12 protein-coding genes and 1 pseudogene are annotated in these 16,019 nt (G+C 67.9%); 4 read left to right on the top strand and 9 right to left on the bottom strand.

Annotated elements, in window-relative coordinates; genetic code table 11:
- Positions 1–70 precede the first annotated feature (70 nt).
- Complete coding sequence (locus C0541_RS04430) at positions 71–1,093, top strand: sugar kinase (RefSeq protein WP_115046125.1); 1,023 nt, start codon at positions 71–73, stop codon at positions 1,091–1,093.
- A gap of 164 nt (positions 1,094–1,257) precedes the next feature.
- On the opposite strand, the gene fabV is transcribed toward C0541_RS04430, so the two are convergent.
- Complete coding sequence (fabV, locus tag C0541_RS04425) at positions 1,258–2,466, bottom strand: enoyl-ACP reductase FabV (RefSeq protein WP_115046123.1); 1,209 nt, start codon at positions 2,464–2,466, stop codon at positions 1,258–1,260.
- A 620-nt stretch (positions 2,467–3,086) separates the two neighbouring features.
- Between fabV and lldD the strand changes: the two genes are divergently transcribed.
- Positions 3,087–4,247, top strand: a complete 1,161-nt coding sequence (gene lldD / locus C0541_RS04420; protein WP_115046121.1) for an FMN-dependent L-lactate dehydrogenase LldD — start codon at positions 3,087–3,089, stop codon at positions 4,245–4,247.
- A 368-nt stretch (positions 4,248–4,615) separates the two neighbouring features.
- On the opposite strand, the gene ligD is transcribed toward lldD, so the two are convergent.
- Both ligD and C0541_RS04410 read right to left on the bottom strand, forming a co-directional pair.
- Positions 4,616–7,426, bottom strand: coding sequence for a non-homologous end-joining DNA ligase (ligD, locus tag C0541_RS04415; RefSeq protein WP_115046119.1), 2,811 nt, complete (start codon positions 7,424–7,426; stop codon positions 4,616–4,618).
- Between the two features lie 9 nt (positions 7,427–7,435).
- Entirely contained in the window at positions 7,436–8,395 is a 960-nt protein-coding gene (locus tag C0541_RS04410; protein ID WP_115046117.1) for a Ku protein, read from the bottom strand.
- 154 nt (positions 8,396–8,549) lie between these two features.
- Here C0541_RS04410 and C0541_RS04405 point away from each other — a divergent pair, with 154 nt between their 5' ends.
- Entirely contained in the window at positions 8,550–8,729 is a 180-nt protein-coding gene (locus tag C0541_RS04405) for a hypothetical protein (protein WP_115046115.1), read from the top strand.
- Between the two features lie 51 nt (positions 8,730–8,780).
- On the opposite strand, the gene C0541_RS04400 is transcribed toward C0541_RS04405, so the two are convergent.
- The 3 genes from C0541_RS04400 to adh form a co-directional block, all read right to left on the bottom strand.
- Positions 8,781–9,176: a DUF779 domain-containing protein gene (locus C0541_RS04400; RefSeq protein ID WP_115046113.1), complete on the bottom strand. Its 396-nt coding sequence runs from the start codon at positions 9,174–9,176 to the stop codon at positions 8,781–8,783.
- Positions 9,177–9,197: 21 nt separating this feature from the next.
- Complete coding sequence (gene adhP, locus C0541_RS04395; protein ID WP_115046110.1) at positions 9,198–10,226, bottom strand: alcohol dehydrogenase AdhP; 1,029 nt, start codon at positions 10,224–10,226, stop codon at positions 9,198–9,200.
- Between the two features lie 136 nt (positions 10,227–10,362).
- Positions 10,363–11,892, bottom strand: a complete 1,530-nt coding sequence (adh, locus tag C0541_RS04390) for an aldehyde dehydrogenase (protein WP_115046108.1) — start codon at positions 11,890–11,892, stop codon at positions 10,363–10,365.
- A gap of 239 nt (positions 11,893–12,131) precedes the next feature.
- On the opposite strand from adh, the gene C0541_RS04385 reads away from it, so the two are divergent.
- On the top strand, positions 12,132–14,021 hold the full coding sequence (locus tag C0541_RS04385; RefSeq protein ID WP_115046105.1) for a sigma-54-dependent Fis family transcriptional regulator: 1,890 nt from the start codon (positions 12,132–12,134) through the stop codon (positions 14,019–14,021).
- A gap of 360 nt (positions 14,022–14,381) precedes the next feature.
- Here the strand turns inward: C0541_RS04385 and C0541_RS04380 are convergent, their stop codons facing one another.
- From C0541_RS04380 to C0541_RS21530, 3 genes and pseudogenes are all read right to left on the bottom strand, one after another.
- Complete coding sequence (locus tag C0541_RS04380) at positions 14,382–14,873, bottom strand: hypothetical protein (RefSeq protein ID WP_238601258.1); 492 nt, start codon at positions 14,871–14,873, stop codon at positions 14,382–14,384.
- A gap of 187 nt (positions 14,874–15,060) precedes the next feature.
- Positions 15,061–15,441, bottom strand: coding sequence for a cupin domain-containing protein (locus C0541_RS04375; RefSeq protein WP_115046103.1), 381 nt, complete (start codon positions 15,439–15,441; stop codon positions 15,061–15,063).
- A gap of 129 nt (positions 15,442–15,570) precedes the next feature.
- Positions 15,571–15,865, bottom strand: a pseudogene (locus C0541_RS21530) (hypothetical protein); the annotation flags it as partial.
- Positions 15,866–16,019 lie beyond the last annotated feature (154 nt).

Genomic DNA, 16,019 nt, shown 5'->3' with positions numbered 1-16,019 from the left:
CCGATGGTCATCCTGACGCGCAGCGGGTCCCCCACACCGTGACGCACCACACAGCCGAGGTAATTGCCGCATGAGTCGTGCCCGCATCCTGTGTTTTGGAGAGTTGTTGTTGCGCCTGGGGGCGCCTGGCCATGAACTGCTGTTGCAGCAGCCGCGGCTGGACGTGCACTGCGGCGGGGCCGAGGCCAACGTCGGCGTGTCGCTGGCGCATTTCGGCCATGCCGTGGCGATGGTCAGCACGGTGGCGGACAACCCGCTGGGCGCGGCGGTGCTGGGCGAGCTACGCCGCCACGACGTGGACACGCGGCATGTGCGGCGGGTGGATGGGCGCATGGGGCTGTACTTCCTGACTACCGGCGCGATCCACCGGCCCAGCGAGGTGGTCTACGACCGCGCCGATTCGGCGTTTGCACTGGCCCCGGCCGATGCCTACGACTGGCCGGCCCTGCTGGAGGGCGTGCAGTGGCTGCACCTGTCCGGGGTCAGCCCGGCGCTGGGCGCGGACGTGGCGCTGGCCACGCTGGCGGCGGCACGCGCGGCGCGTGCGGCCGGGGTCAGGGTCTCGTTCGACGGCAACTACCGGCCCAAGCTATGGCAACGCTGGCAGGGCGATGCGCGCGGCATCCTGCACCAGCTGTTCGACTGCGCCGATGTGGTGTTTGCCGACTACCGCGACATTGGCGTGGTGCTCGGTGGCGAATTCCCGCAGGACACGCTGGAAGCGCGCGTGGAAGCGGCCGCGCAGCAGGCGTTTGCGGCGTTCCCGCAGCTGCAGTTGATGGCCTGCACGCAGCGCGTGACGCACAACGTGGACCACCACAGCCTGGGCGCGATGCTGGTGCCGCGCAGTGGCGCGGTGGCGCGCGCGCCCAGCGAGGAACTCACGCCGATCATCGACCGCATCGGCGGTGGCGACGCCTTCGCCGCCGGCGTGCTGCACGGCCTGATCGCAGGCTGGTCACTGGACGATACGGTGCGCTTCGGCCTGGCAGCGGGCTGCCTGAAGCATTCGATTCCCGGCGATTTCAATCCGCTGTCGGTGGCCGAGGTGCAGGCGTGCGTGGGGGATGCGCGGTTTGATGTGAGGCGGTGACGCGCCGGGATTGGGGAGTCGGGAGTGGGGATTCGTAACAGCAAGGACGACCGGCATTACATGTCGGTCGTCCGTGATACACCCCGTTCGGGTCCGGCAAGGATCAGCGATGCGTAGCGCACCGCTCTTGCGAATCCCCAATCCCTAATCCCCAATCCCGGCAATCAAGCCAACTCGATGCAGTCGAAGGTCACGTCCGTCTCCACATCGGCGTCGTAATCCACATCGTCGCGCTCGAAGCCGAACAGCTTGAGGAACTCGTGCTTGTAGCCGGCGTAGTCAGTGAGCTGGAACAGGTTCTCGGTGGTGACCTGCGGCCATAGCGCCTTGCAGGCGTCCTGCACGTCGTCGCGCAGTTCCCAGTCGTCCAGGCGCAGGCGGTTTTCGTCGTCCACCTCGGCGGGCTGGCCGTCCTCGCGATACAGGCGCTCGCGGAACAGGCGGTCGAGCTGGGCGATGGTGCCTTCGTGCAGGCCCTTTTCCTTCATGATCTTGTAGACCATGGAGATGTACAGCGGCATCACCGGGATCGCCGCGCTGGCTTGGGTCACCACCGACTTGAGCACCGCCACGTTGGCGCTGCCGCCGCGCTTGGCCAGGCGCGCGTTCAGGCGCTGCGCGGTGTGGTCCAGGTCCACTTTCGCCTTGCCGAGGGCGCCGTGCCAGTAGATCGGCCAGGTGATCTCGGTGCCGATATAGCTGAAGGCCACGCTGCGCGCGCCGTCGGCAAGCACGCCGGCGCCGTCCAGCGCGTCGATCCACAGCTCCCAGTCCTGCCCGCCCATCACGGTGATGGTGTCGTCGATCTCCTGCGCGCTGGCCGGCTCGATCGAGGCCTGGATGATGGTGTCCTTGTTGGTGTCGATGGCGGTGGCGGTATAGGTCTGGCCGATCGGCTTGAGCGCCGAGCGCTTCACTTCGCCGCTGCCGGGCAGCTTGCGCACCGGCGAGGCCAGCGAGTACACCACCAGGTCGACCTGGCCGCCCATCTCGGTCTTGATCAGTTCGATGACCTTTTCGCGCGCGGCATCGGAAAACGCATCGCCGTTGATCGACTTGCTGTACAGGCCCGCGGCCTTGGCATGCTTGTCGAACGCAGCGGAGTTGTACCAGCCGGCGGTGCCGGCCTTGCTGGCGCTGCCGGGTTTTTCGAAGAACACGCCCAGCGTGTCGGCGCCGAAGCCGAACGCAGCGGTGATGCGCGAGGCCAGGCCGTAACCGCTGGATGCGCCGATCACCAGCACCTTCTTCGGGCCGTCATTGCGCACGCCGCGCGCACGCGTGGCGGCGATCTGCTCGAGCACATTGCGCTCGCAGCCAAGCGGATGCGTGGTGGTGCAGATGAAGCCGCGCACTTTGGGATGGATGATCAACGTGGACTCCTGGTCAGCAAGATGCTGGCGGCATTTTAGAGCGTGTGACCCACTTTGGGGCGGGCGGCGTTGGCCACCGGCAGTGCGGAGCAGCTGCCAAGTGCCGCCGGCCCGAGGATGCCAGCACGCCGGACGCACACCCATCGCGGCCTGCCGACCAAACAACCCGAGCGCACCACACGCTGCTGTATGGCGACGCGAGCAGATGCGCGCCACCGCCCGCCACACGGTGCGACCACGCAGGCATCTCCCGAACACGGGCGCAAACGAACAGCGATCGCCACCGATTTCCCGCCAGCGCGCCTGAAGACGATCGCATGCCCTGCAGCGATTACCGCGATACGGCAATGCGCCCGCCCCCGCTCTTACGAATCCTGATTCCCGAATCCCCGCCCTCAAACCACCCGCAAGGCGATCGCCTTCAACACGCGCGCGTGCACGACGGCAGGGGGGATTGCGGACCTGTTGCCGCTGTGGCGCGGCCACACACTGGCACGACCAAACCCCGGCCCATGGCCACGCAGTCGCCCGCTTCCCGCCGGCCCGGCGCGCCGCGGTCCACCCGCCGCACCGATGGTCTTACACTCAGCAGCTACCCCCGCAGCTGCCATGCGTTTTCGATGATCATTTCCGCCGCTTCCGACTACCGTGCCGCTGCGCAGGCACGCCTGCCGCCGTTCCTGTTCCACTACATCGATGGCGGCGCGTACGCCGAGCACACCTTGCGGCGCAATGTCGCGGATCTGGCAGATATCGCGCTGCGTCAGCGGGTGCTGCGCAACATGTCGGACCTGAGCCTGGGCACCGAGTTGTTCGGCGAGACGCTGGCGATGCCGGTGGCGTTGGCACCGGTCGGACTGACCGGCATGTACGCGCGCCGTGGCGAAGTCCAGGCCGCACGCGCGGCGGCCGCGCGCGGGATCCCGTTCACGCTGTCCACGGTGTCGGTGTGCCCGATCGAGGAAGTGGCACCGGCCATCAGCCGGCCGATGTGGTTCCAGCTGTACGTGCTCAAGGACCGCGGCTTCATGCGCAACGCGCTGGAGCGCGCCAAGGCCGCCGGCGTCACCACGCTGGTGTTCACCGTGGACATGCCCACGCCGGGCGCGCGCTACCGCGATGCGCACTCGGGCATGAGCGGGCCCAACGCGGGGCTGCGGCGCATGCTGCAGGCGGTGACCCATCCGCGCTGGGCCTGGGACGTGGGCCTGCTCGGCAAGCCGCACGATCTGGGCAACATCTCGACCTACCGCGGCAGCCCCACCGGCCTGCAGGACTACATCGGCTGGCTGGGCGCCAATTTCGATCCCTCCATCGCGTGGAAGGACCTGGAGTGGATCCGCGAGTTCTGGACCGGGCCGATGGTGATCAAGGGCATCCTGGACCCGGACGATGCGCGCGATGCGGTGCGCTTCGGCGCCGACGGCATCGTGGTGTCCAATCACGGCGGGCGCCAGCTCGACGGCGTGCTGTCCAGCGCGCGCGCGTTGCCGGCCATTGCCGATGCGGTGAAGGGGCAGCTGAAGATCCTGGCCGATTCGGGCATCCGCAGCGGGCTGGACGTGGTGCGCATGCTGGCGCTGGGCGCCGATGCGGTGCTGCTGGGGCGTGCGTTCGTCTACGCGCTGGCCGCTGGCGGGCAGGCCGGCGTGGAGAACCTGCTGAGCCTGATCGAAAAGGAAATGCGCGTGGCGATGACCTTGACCGGCACCCATTCGATTGCCGAGATCAGCAGCGATGCGTTGAGCCGGGTGACGCGGGAGACTGCGGTTTCGCCTTGACGGGAATCGGGAATCGGGAATCGGGATGCGTAGCAGAGCGGATGATCTGCGGCTTGGCTGCAGGGCCCTTGCCCGCCCACCATCGCGGGACACGCCGTGAATCCGTCCATGGAGGCTCTTACGCGGCATCCATGCCGCGTAAGGTCCCGCGACGGTGGGCGGGCAAGGACCTGTCGAGAGGGTCGGTACGCATGGTCAAGCTGGGGGTGATGCGCACCTATTGGATAAGTCGAATAACGACGCGTTGCAAGCGGTCGTCATGCACGCGTGGACGCCGCACTCAGAATCTGAGGCTGAAATAGTCCATGCCGATTCCGGGCACAGGCCGCGCCCGCCTCGCGGCTAGGCAGCAGGTTTGTTAGACACGCTTAGTTCTCATCGCCGCCGGTGGGCAAGGATTGCTGCAACGCCAGCACCGAGGCCCATGGATCTGCACGCTGACGCTTGGCACGCTGCAGGGCCTTGTCCATCGGGAAGGCGTCCGGGCCGCTGATCTTGCCGAGTTCTTCCCAGCGTAGCGGGACGGCGACGGTGGCTTTTTCGCGCGCGCGCAGCGACCACGAACAGACGCTGGTGTTGCCGCGCCCGTTGCGCAGCCAGTCGACGAAGATCACGCCGTGGCGCTTGGCCTTGCTCATGGTGGCCACGTAGCGGTCCGGCGCATGCGTGGCCAGCGCCTGGGCAAAGGCCTCGCAGAAATCGCGCGCCTGCTCCCAGCCCGCTTCCGGCACGATCGGCACCACCACGTGCAGGCCCTTGCCGCCGGACAGGCGCACCGCGCTCTCCAGGCCTGCACTGCGCAGCTTGGCGCGGATATCGCGCGCGGCAGCCACCACGTCGGCCCAGGACACCGCCTCGCCGGGGTCCAGGTCGAACACCAGCCGATCCGGATGCTCCGCATCGTCGACCTGCGCGCCCCAGGGATGCAGCTCCAGCGTGTTCATCTGCACCAGCTCCAGCAGGCCGGCGGCATCTTCGATGTAGATGTAATCCTCGGTGCCGCTTTTTTGCTGCAGCGGAATCGCCTTGATGTGCGTGCCCAGGTGGCGGCCTTCGTGCTTCTGGAAGAAGCAATCGCCACCGGCGCCATCAGGGCAGCGCAGCAGCGACAGGGGCCGGTGTGCGATCTCCGCCAGCACCAGCGGCGCCACTGCCCGGTAATAGTCGGCCACCTCGCCCTTGCTGATGCCCGCTGCGGGGAACACCACCCGCTCGGGATGGGTGATGGTGATGCCGTCTGTCGATGTGGACGTGGATTTGGATTTGGATCTGGATCTGGATCTGGACGTTGTGGACTTGGACGCGGTGGATCTGGAAGCCGTGGATGCCGATGTGCTGGACGTGGTCGCTGCAGCCTTTCTGGATGTCGTGGCCGCGGTCGTCTGCGATGCCGTCGAACGCACGCGCTTGCTGGTGGTGCTGGTGGATGCGTCGCCTGTCGTTCTGGCCGTTTTCCTGGTCGCCGTCTTGCGCGCCGGCGCAGCATCCGTTGCCGCAGCACGCGCCTTGCCCGGCGCGGCGCGGTCGCCGCCCAGCTCGCTCATGGGCTTGTCCTCGCGCAGACGCTTGAATGCGGCCTGCCGCAGCAGGCCTTCCTTGGCCCAGCCGCGGAAGGCGACCTCGGCGATCAGCACCGGCCGGACCCAATGCACGTCGCGCGGCCGCCCCGGGATGTGCGTCGGCAATTCCAGCGTGGCGGTGTCGCTGTGCAGCGCCTGCAGCAGCGCGGTGATCTTTGCCAGCAAGGCATCGTCGAAGCCGGTGCCCACACGCCCGACATAACGCAGCGTCCTGCCGTCGCGCTGCGCCATCAGCAAGGCGCCAAAGCCGCTGCGTGCGCCCTTGGGATCGGTGTAGCCCACCACCACGAACTCGTCGCTGTCCTCGTGCTTGGTCTTGACCCAATCGGCGCTGCGTCCTGCGCGATACGGCGCATCGGCGAGCTTGCTGACGATGCCTTCCCAGCCGGTGCCGGCGCTGGCCGCGAACACCTGCGGGCCGTGACCGAGCACATGGTCGCTGAATGCCAGCGTGCCCGGCTTATCGCCCAGCAACTCGCGCAGCAACTGCTTGCGTTGCAGCAAGGGGGTATCGCGCAGGTCCACCCCGGCCACGCCGAGCAGGTCGAACACGATGTAGCGCAGCGGCTGCACGGCGCTGCCATCGAGCGCACGTTGCAGCGCCGAGAAGTCGGTGCGTCCGTTGGCATCCAGCACCACCAGCTCGCCATCCAGGCGCGCATCGCGCACCGGCAAGGCCTGCACTGCGCGCACCACCTCCGGGAAGCGCTGCGTCCAGGCCTGGTCGTTGCGCGAGCGCAGCTGCACATCGCCATCGACCAGATCGGCCAGCAGGCGGTAGCCGTCCCACTTGATCTCGTGCATCCAGCGCTCGCCATCCGGTGCCTGCTCGCGCAGCAAGGTCAGTTGCGCGCGCAGCTCGGTGGGGCATGGTGCATCGCGGGCGCCATCCAGCGCCAGGGCGCGGGTCTGCCACTGCCTGGCGTCTGCGCGCCGTGGACGGGCGCGTTTGCTGGCCGCCGGCGAAGTCTCCGCCCTCGCTGAGGTCCCGGCACTCGCTTTTGCCGCCGGCACACGCCGCACCCGGCTGGCCTTGGCCCGCGTCGCCGGGGCGGCCGCGGCCGCGGCCGATGCGCCGGCCGCCTGCTGCGCTACCAGCGCGTCGGCATCCAGATCGGCCGCATGCGCATCGCTGCGCTTGAACAGCAGCCACTGCGGTTTGCCGCCACGCATCTGCGTCCGCACCAGGGCGAAGCCGCCACGCAGCAGCCTGCCCTGCAGTTCGAATTCCAGCTTGCCCGCGTCCAACGCCGCCAACGCATCGCCTTCGCACTGCCAATGCCCGTGGTCGAACACCTCCACATGCCCGGCGCCGTAATGGCCTTGCGGGATGTCGCCGGCGAAGCTGGCATACGACAACGGGTGGTCTTCCACCTCCACCGCCAGCCGTTTTTCGCCCACGCGCAACGAGGGCCCCTTGGGCACGGCCCAGCTCTTGAGCACGCCGTCGAGTTCCAGACGGAAGTCGTAATGGCGCGAGCTGGCGTGATGCAGCTGCACCACGAAGATCGGCTGCTTGCTGGCGCGTGCGGGCGTATCGCCGGCCGGCTCCGGGGTCTGGTCGAAGCGGCGTTTGGCGTTGTAGTCGCGCAGTGACATGGACTGGGCCTACCCGGCCTTGCGGCGCGGCGCTGCCTTGCTGGCCGTGGCCTTGGTGGCCTTGCCCGCAGTCTTCTTGGTGGCCTTCTTGGCCACTTTCCTGGTGGCGGTCTTGGCGGTCTTCCTGGCTGGCGCGGTTGCCGCGGCGCTGCTCTTGCTGGCCGGCGTGCGCGTGTTGGCCTGCAGGCTCTTTTGCAGCAGCGACATGAAATCGACCACGTTGGTGGTGGCGTCCTCGTGCTGCGGTGGCTCGACATCCACGGTGGTGGTGCCACCCTTGGCCTGGATGCGCTTGCGCAGGATCTGCTCGAGCTTGCCGCGGAATTCGTCGTGGTAATCCTCCGGCTGCCAGGTGCCGGACATCGACTCGATCAGCTGTTTGGCCATCTCCTGTTCCTTGGGCGTGATGCGGTACTCGCCCACCGCGCCGGCCGGCAACTTGAAGTCCTGCGGGTCCACCACTTCCTGCTGGTAACGCAGCAGCAGCAGGATCAAGGCATCGCCCTGCGGCATCACCGCGGCCAGGTATTCGCGCGTGCGGATCACCACCTTGGCGATGCCCACCTTGCCGGTGTCGCGCAGCGTCTCGCGCAGCAGCACGTAGCCTTTCTCGGCCTTCTTGCCGGGCACCAGGATGTAGGGCTTCTCGAAATAGCGCGGGTCGATGTCGGCGGCATCGACAAAGGTTTCCACTTCCACTGTCTCGTGGCTTTCCGGCGAGGCCGAGCGGATGTCCTGCTCCTCGACGATGACATAGCTGCCCTTGTCGTACTCGAACGCCTTGACGATCTCCTTCCACGGCACCTCGTCGCCGGTGTCGGCGTTGACGCGCTCGAAGCGGATCGGCTTCTTGTCGCGCGAATCGAGCATGCGGAAATGCAGGTCCACCTTGCGCTCGCCCGACATCAACGCCACCGGCACGTTGAGCAAGCCGAACGACAGGGTTCCGGTCCAGATCGGTCGTGCCATCGGCGTGTGACTCCGGGTGCTGTTTGGGGTAGTCCATAGCTGTAGCGCGGCCACCGTGATCCATGCGTGAGCCATGTGCCTGCAGCGGCCACTGCGCCCCCTTCACCCGGCACGCGGTGAACTGCGCATCCCTCTCGACTTCCAGGAGAACCGCATGTCCCGTGACCCACTGCGCGAGCAACCGCCCCAGCCGGGCGAACAGCGCGGCAAGCGCGATGCCGAGCACTACGAAGACCGCGGTGCCGGCGACGCACCCGACAAGCTGATCCCCGCCGACAGCGAAACCCCCGCCACGAAGCCCGGCACCGCGCCGTCGACCGTGGCAGACCGTTGACGACAACCGGCTGAAACACCCGCCCGGCCACAGCAGCCGGGCGGGTGCGGCTTACGCCCGCCCTGCCTGCTGCAGCCGGGCAAATTCCTCATCGGCAAACAGGCGCGAGCGCACCAGAAAGCGCACGCCTTCGCCGTTTTCCAGCGAGAACATGCCGCCGCGCCCCGGCACCACGTCGATGATCAGCTGGGTGTGCTTCCAGTATTCGAACTGCGAGGGGCTGATGTAGAACGGCGCGCCGCCGATCTCGCCCAGCAGCACGTCGCGGTCGCCGACGATGAAATCGCCCACCGGGAAACACATCGGCGAGGAGCCATCGCAGCAACCGCCGGATTGATGGAACAGCACATCGCCGTGGCGCGCGCGCAGCGTGTCGATCAGCTGCAACGCCGCCAGCGTGGCCATTACCTGCAACGGCGGGTCTGTCTGCGTGGTGGTGCCCTGCATCGTCTGCCTCCTGCGGCGCGGTCAGGCCGCCATGTCGAGCACGATACGCCCCTCGATCGTTCCGGCGTGCATGCGCGCGAACACGTCGTTGATGTTGTCCAGGGTGTCGGTGGCCACGGTCGCCGCGACCTTGCCCTGCTCGGCAAAGGCAAGTGACTCCTGCAGGTCCAGCCGGGTTCCGACGATCGAGCCGCGCACGGTCACGCCATTGAGCACCATGCCGAAGATGTCCAGCGGGAACTGGCCCGGTGGCAGGCCGTTGAGCGACACCGTGCCGCCACGCCGCACCATGCCGATCGCCTGCTCGAACGCCTTGGGCGATACCGCGGTGACCAATGCACCGTGTGCGCCGCCGATTTCCTTCTTGAGGTACGCCACCGGATCGGTGGTGCGCGCATTGACCGTCACCGTTGCGCCCAGGCGCCTGGCCAGTGCCAGCTTGGTGTCGTCCACATCCACTGCGGCCACGTTCATTCCCATCGCCCTGGCATATTGCACTGCCATGTGGCCGAGCCCGCCGATGCCGGAAATCACGACCCACTGACCCGGCTTGGTCTCGGTGACCTTCAGGCCCTTGTAGACGGTGACGCCCGCGCACAGGATCGGTGCGACCTCGACGAAGCCGATGCCCTTGGGCAGGTGGCCGACGTAATCGGCATTGGCCAGCGCGTACTGCGCGAAGCCGCCGTTGACCGAGTAGCCGCTGTTCTGCTGCGCCTCGCACAGGGTTTCCCAGCCACCCAGGCAGTGCTCGCAATGCCCGCAAGCCGAGTACAGCCACGGGATGCCGACGCGGTCGCCTTCCTTGATGTGCTTGACGCCTTCGCCGACCGCCACCACGTTGCCAACACCTTCGTGGCCGGGAATGAATGGCGGGCTCGGCTTGACCGGCCAGTCGCCTTCGGCGGCGTGCAGGTCGGTGTGGCAGACGCCACAGGCTTCGATCTTGACCAGGATGTCGCCGGCGGCCGGACGCGGCACCTGCACCTCCTCGATCACCAGAGGCTTGCCGAACTCGCGTACTACTGCAGCTTTCATCGTCTTGTCCACATTGCACTCCTGTCGCTGTCGTTGGGGAACCTTTGCCCCGGGGTCGCAACCGGGGCCTTGATCGAAGTCAACGCCGCGGTGCGCACGCGCGGCGCCAGCCGATCGTCGCCGCGCACGCGCGCGACCGGCATGGGTGTCAGAAGAAGCCCAGCGCCTTGGGCGAATAGCTCACCAGCAGGTTCTTGGTCTGCTGGTAATGGTCGAGCATCATCTTGTGGTTCTCGCGGCCGATGCCCGACTGCTTGTAGCCACCGAACGCGGCATGCGCCGGATAGGCGTGATAGCAGTTGGTCCACACGCGCCCGGCCTGGATCGCGCGGCCCATGCGGTACAGCCGCGACGCATCGCGGCTCCACACGCCGGCGCCCAGGCCATACAGCGTGTCGTTGGCGATCGCCAGCGCCTCGGCCTCGTCCTTGAAGGTGGTCACCGACACCACCGGCCCGAAGATCTCTTCCTGGAACACGCGCATCTTGTTGTGGCCCTTGAACACCGTCGGCTTGACGTAGAAGCCCCCGGACAGCTCGCCGTCGAGCGTGCTGCGCTCGCCACCGATCAACACTTCGGCACCTTCCTGCTTGCCGATATCGATGTAGGACAGGATCTTTTCCAGCTGCTCGCTGGAGGCCTGCGCGCCGACCATGGTGTTGGGATCGAGCGGGTTGCCCTGCTTGATCGCCGCCACGCGCTTGAGCGCCTTTTCCATGAATCTGTCGTAGATCGATTCCTGGATCAGCGCGCGCGAGGGGCAGGTGCACACCTCGCCCTGGTTGAAGGCGAACAGCACGAAGCCTTCCACCGCCTTGTCGAGGAAGTCGTCGTCTTCGGCCATGACATCGGCAAAGAAGATGTTCGGCGACTTGCCGCCCAGCTCCAGCGTCACCGGGATCAGGTTCTGGCTGGCGTACTGCATGATCAGCCGGCCGGTGGTGGTTTCGCCGGTGAAGGCGATCTTGGCGATGCGCGGGTTGCTGGCCAGCGGCTTGCCCGCTTCCAGGCCAAAACCGTTGACCACGTTGAGCACGCCGGGCGGCAACAGGTCGCCGATGACCTCCATCAACACCAGGATCGAGGCCGGGGTCTGCTCGGCCGGCTTCATCACCACGCAGTTGCCGGCGGCCAGCGCCGGTGCCAGTTTCCAGCACGCCATCAGCAGCGGAAAATTCCACGGGATGATCTGCCCGACCACGCCGAGCGGTTCGTGGAAGTGATAGGCGATGGTGTCGCTGTCGATCTCGGAGATGCCGCCTTCCTGCGCGCGGATGGCGCCGGCGAAATAGCGGAAGTGGTCCACGCATAGCGGCACGTCGGCATTGAGTGTCTCGCGCACCGGCTTGCCGTTGTCCCAGGTCTCGGCATGGGCGAGCAGTTCCAGGTTCTGCTCGATGCGGTCGGCAATCCTGAGCAGCACGTTGGCGCGGTCGGTGGTGGAGGTCTTGCCCCAGGCGTCCTTTGCGGCATGCGCCGCATCCAGCGCCGCTTCGATGTCCGGCGCGGTGGAGCGCGCGATCGAGGTGAACACCTTGCCGTTGATCGGCGTGGTGTTGTCGAAGTACTGGCCACTGTGCGGCGCCACCCACTTGCCGCCGATGAAGTTGTCGTAGCGCGGCTTGAAGATGGACTGCGGGTCGGTGTTCAGCGGCTTGGCGGATGTGACGGCGTTCATCGGTGTCTCCTGCGGTACATGGGAAGAAGCCCTTAACGGGCGTCTCCGCTGTCACGCAAGGGTGATGCCAGGTTTTTCCTGCTGCATTGCGTCACGCCCGATCGCGCCGCAGGTGCGGCCGATCGTCGAGGTCTTCGCTGCGGCGCATCACGCGCGGCGCTTGCGCTGTGTCCGCAAACATGGTGTTTATCGGGACAGTGATCTTCTGGACTGTCGCAGATTGCGACACGAGGTGGCGGATGGCGATGTCGACGGAGCAGCAGCTGGGCCGCGCGCGGCGCTCGTTTTTCGAGCACGGCGCGATGCCGGCCGGGCAGGTACCGGACGCGATCCTGCAGTCGTGGCGACGCTGCCAGCGTCAGGGCCTGGCCGCCGAGGCGACACCGGCGATCGAACCGGTCAGCGCCGCACGCCTGCGCGAGATGCGCGAACGCCACGAGACCCTGTGGCGGCGCGCGCGCGCCGAGCTGGAAGGGCTGTCGGCCGACGCAGCGGCCACCGGCAGCGTCGTGCTGCTCACCGACGAGGCGGGCTGGATCCTCGATGCCGAGGGCAGCACCGGCTTCCTTGAGCGCGCCGGGCGGGTGGCGCTGATGCCCGGCGCCTGTTGGAGCGAGAGCGTGCTCGGCACCAATGCCATCGGCACCGCGATCGTGGAGAGCCGCTCGATCGAGGTCCGCGGCGGCGAGCACTACCTCGCCCCGCACGGCATCCTCAGCTGTGCCGCCGCGCCGATCTTCGACCCTTACGGGCAGTTGGTCGGCGTGCTCGACATCTCCGGCGATGCGCGTCTGCAGCACATCCACGCGCTGGGACTGGCGCGGCGCGCGGTCGCCAGCATCGAGCACCGCTACTTCGACGACGGCATCGCCGATTGCGAACTGCTGCGCGTTCACCACGACCCGGCCCTGCTCGGCACCGCGCACGAGGGCCTGCTGGCATTCCGCGGCGGGCGCCTGGTGGCAGCCAACCGCGCCGGCCTGCAGCTGTTCGGGCTGGAGCGCCACGAACTGGGGCGCGCGCGCTACGACGCGCTGTTCGAGGAGCCGCTGACCCGGCTGCGCCACGACGGCGCCCTGTTCGATCGCCAGGGCCGCGCCCTGTACGGGCGCGTGGACGAGCGCGGCGACGCGCGGCCGCGCCGGCGCGCCACGCAGCCACCGATCACGGTCTCGGCCGCCCGCCAGGACGGTGACCGCGACGCGCCGCTGTTCGAGGCCGGGATCGAGCGCCTGCTCGGGCGCGCCTGCCGGGTGCTGGATGCCGAGCTCCCGGTGCTGGTGCAGGGCGAGACCGGCACCGGCAAGGAGGTGTTCGCGCGCGAGCTGCACCGCCGCTGCACGCGCGCCGCCCGCCCGTTCGTCGCGGTGAACTGCGCCGCGCTGCCCGAGGGTCTGATCGAGGCCGAGCTGTTCGGCTACGAGGACGGCGCCTTCACCGGAGCGCGCAAGCACGGCAGCCCGGGGCTGCTGCGCCAGGCCGAGGGCGGGGTGCTGTTTCTCGACGAAATCGGCGACATGCCGCTGGCGCTGCAACCGCGGCTGCTGCGCGTGCTGCAGGAACGCGAACTGTCGCCGCTGGGTGGCGGCAAGCCGGTGCGGCTGGACGTCGCGCTGGTCTGCGCCACCCACCAGGATCTGCAGGCGGCAATCGCCGACGGCCGCTTCCGCGCCGACCTGTACTACCGCATCGCCCATCATGTGGTGGCGCTGCCGGCGCTGCGCGCGCACGCCGACCGCCCGCTGCTGGTGCAAGAGCTGTGGCAGCGCCTTGGCCAGGGCCGCCGGCTCAGCAGCGACGCGCTGCGGGTCCTGGCCGACTACGACTGGCCGGGCAACCTGCGCCAGCTCTCGGCCTGCCTGCGCACGCTGGTGGCGCTGAGCGAACCCGGCGAGCGCATCGACCGCGACGCGCTGCCGGGCTACCTCGCCACCCGGACTGCAGTATCGGCAGTCGCCTCTGCCGCTGCCGCACCGGCACCGGCACCGGCCGATAGCCTGGAGCAGCTGGCACAGGCGGCGATGCGGCAGGCGCTGGACGCCTGCGGCGGCAACGTCACGCAGGCGGCACGCCGGCTCGGCATCAGCCGCAGCACGCTGTATCGCCGGCTCGGCCCGCAACGGGCCTGACACCGGGCGCGCAAACACAGCGCCCGCCGACGCGGCCCGGGAGCGCGCGGATGCGCATGCACACCGCCAGGCCCCCCCTCGCGGCCGCCATCACTGCCGGCGTGCGTCATGCTGTATTCCTCGACGCAAACGGCGGCGCGTGGGCAACGGGAAACGCCGACGCGAGCCAGCTCGGCGCATTACCGCCGCTGACGCCATCTCACCTTGCGCATCAAGTGGGGAGTCTGCAGGTACAGAGCCTTGCTCCGCCATGCCTCTCAAAGTGCCTGGACTTCCGCCCGCCATCGCGATCGCTGCAGGCCGCGACCGCAGTGCTGCCGTGGATCGCCACGGGTGACTTGCACGCCGTGCGCACGCACCTCAGCCGCGCGGTGCAGTCGGCTTGAAGATGTCGGGATCGGCCATGGCAGCAGCGCAGTCCTGCACGTTTCTCAGGTGATAGGACTGCAACTTCCAACCCGCGGTGCCCGATGCCGTAGTCCACCGATACGTCCAGTGATAGCGCATCCCCGCGCCACATGCGTCGATGGCGACCACATCCCCAGGCTGACCATGCTCCGGGAAGGCCACCTCGGGACTGGTCAGGTCTGCACGCCCGCCGGCAGCTGGCGCGTGCGTGCGGTAACTGGTGCGTAGCTGGCCTAGCTCGGCGACGCTGGCCGGCCGCTGTTGCCTGGACGGCTGCGCCAGCAACCAGCGATGCACCTGTGCCGCGGCCGGGCTATCGGCCGGATAGGTGCGCGTCACCTGCAGCGTGCCTGGTTCCGAGGGTGCAGCGGCACTGGCGATGGTGCCGCTCAACAGACTGGTCGCGCCGAGCGCTGCAATCGCTACCGCTTTCAGGACTGTCATCCCATGCTCCATGCATTGTGTGCGGAACACCGAGCCTAGCACGCACCCCACGACCGGCTGGCCGCGGGGGCTGCAGCGATGCTGTGCAGGACCAGGTGCACCATATGCAGTCCAGCGACTGAAATAACCTGCCACGCAGGGATGGCTGCGTGGATGCAAACCGATGCCGCCGGCACCCGCGCACCGATCAGATCCAGACGTCGTTGTCTGCGGTATAGGCGCCACCCGCATCGCCGGTATTGACCACGCCGCGCGGCTCGACCAGCAACACGCTGCATTCGTGCTCCGCCGCCGGCCGGTGTTCGACCCCCTTGGGCACCACGTGCATCTGCCCGGCCGACAGCGCCACCACGCCGTCGCGAAACTCGATGCTCATGCTGCCGTCCAGCACGATGAACACCTCGTCGGTGTCCGCATGTTGATGCCATACGAACGCACCTTGCAGCTTCACCAGCTTGAACTGGTAGTCGTTCATTTCCGCGACGACACGCGGGGACCAGTGCTGCGACAGCAGGGCGAGCTTGTCGCTGAAATCGATCGGGGCGTAGCGCGTGTTCAACGGAAACATCCTTGTCGGGAAAATGCGCATGCAAGCTTAGTGCACGGCATTGCGTGCAGTCACTGCTGCGGAGTGCGCCGTCATGCGGCGATGCCCAATGAACAACGCGACCGGTTTGCCCGGCGCGATGCATGCGCATGCACCCACGGTGCGGGTACCTGCCGCACGCCACGCCTGCACCGCTGCGCTGGCCTGCGCGCCGTGGCTGGCGCTGACATCGCGCACGGCGAAGGCGTGCGGCCGCCATTGCTCCTGCGCAGCCAGCCGTGCGCAGGCAGCATGCCCGTCTGCCAGCACGTCGGCCTGCTCGGTTGCGTCCAACGCCAGCAGGAGCGGGAAGCCGGTGGCCGAGAGCGTGCAGTTGATGTCGAGCCAGTAGTGGTTGCCTTCAGAGAAGGAACCAGTCGGCGGGGGCGTGGTCGATGACGGTCATGGGGGGCGGGTGGGGTTATCGGGACGGCTTCGTCGCGCCCGGGTGCGCTCCTACGAGAGGGCGGGTTGCGGCGGCGGTGAGGGTGGTGCGTGATGGGGTGGAGCTGCGGGTTTTGGCGGGATGGCTTTGTCGCGCCCGGGTGCGCTCCTACGAG

Origin of the sequence: Xanthomonas arboricola, from assembly GCF_003353015.1 — a bacterium.
Classification (GTDB): domain Bacteria; phylum Pseudomonadota; class Gammaproteobacteria; order Xanthomonadales; family Xanthomonadaceae; genus Xanthomonas; species Xanthomonas arboricola_E.
This window is presented reverse-complemented; position numbering and strand designations above follow the sequence as displayed.

What these genes read in the sequence shown, in the direction of transcription:
- C0541_RS04375 (WP_115046103.1), bottom strand. Translation starts at nt 15,441, where the DNA reads ATGTTTCCGTTGAACACGCGCTACGCCCCGATCGATTTCAGCGACAAG.
- C0541_RS04380 (WP_238601258.1), bottom strand. Translation starts at nt 14,873, where the DNA reads ATGACAGTCCTGAAAGCGGTAGCGATTGCAGCGCTCGGCGCGACCAGT.
- C0541_RS04400 (WP_115046113.1), bottom strand. Translation starts at nt 9,176, where the DNA reads ATGCAGGGCACCACCACGCAGACAGACCCGCCGTTGCAGGTAATGGCC.
- ligD (WP_115046119.1), bottom strand. Translation starts at nt 7,426, where the DNA reads ATGTCACTGCGCGACTACAACGCCAAACGCCGCTTCGACCAGACCCCG.
- C0541_RS04430 (WP_115046125.1), top strand. Translation starts at nt 71, where the DNA reads ATGAGTCGTGCCCGCATCCTGTGTTTTGGAGAGTTGTTGTTGCGCCTG.
- C0541_RS04385 (WP_115046105.1), top strand. Translation starts at nt 12,132, where the DNA reads ATGGCGATGTCGACGGAGCAGCAGCTGGGCCGCGCGCGGCGCTCGTTT.
- C0541_RS04405 (WP_115046115.1), top strand. Translation starts at nt 8,550, where the DNA reads ATGTCCCGTGACCCACTGCGCGAGCAACCGCCCCAGCCGGGCGAACAG.
- C0541_RS04410 (WP_115046117.1), bottom strand. Translation starts at nt 8,395, where the DNA reads ATGGCACGACCGATCTGGACCGGAACCCTGTCGTTCGGCTTGCTCAAC.
- adh (WP_115046108.1), bottom strand. Translation starts at nt 11,892, where the DNA reads ATGAACGCCGTCACATCCGCCAAGCCGCTGAACACCGACCCGCAGTCC.
- lldD (WP_115046121.1), top strand. Translation starts at nt 3,087, where the DNA reads ATGATCATTTCCGCCGCTTCCGACTACCGTGCCGCTGCGCAGGCACGC.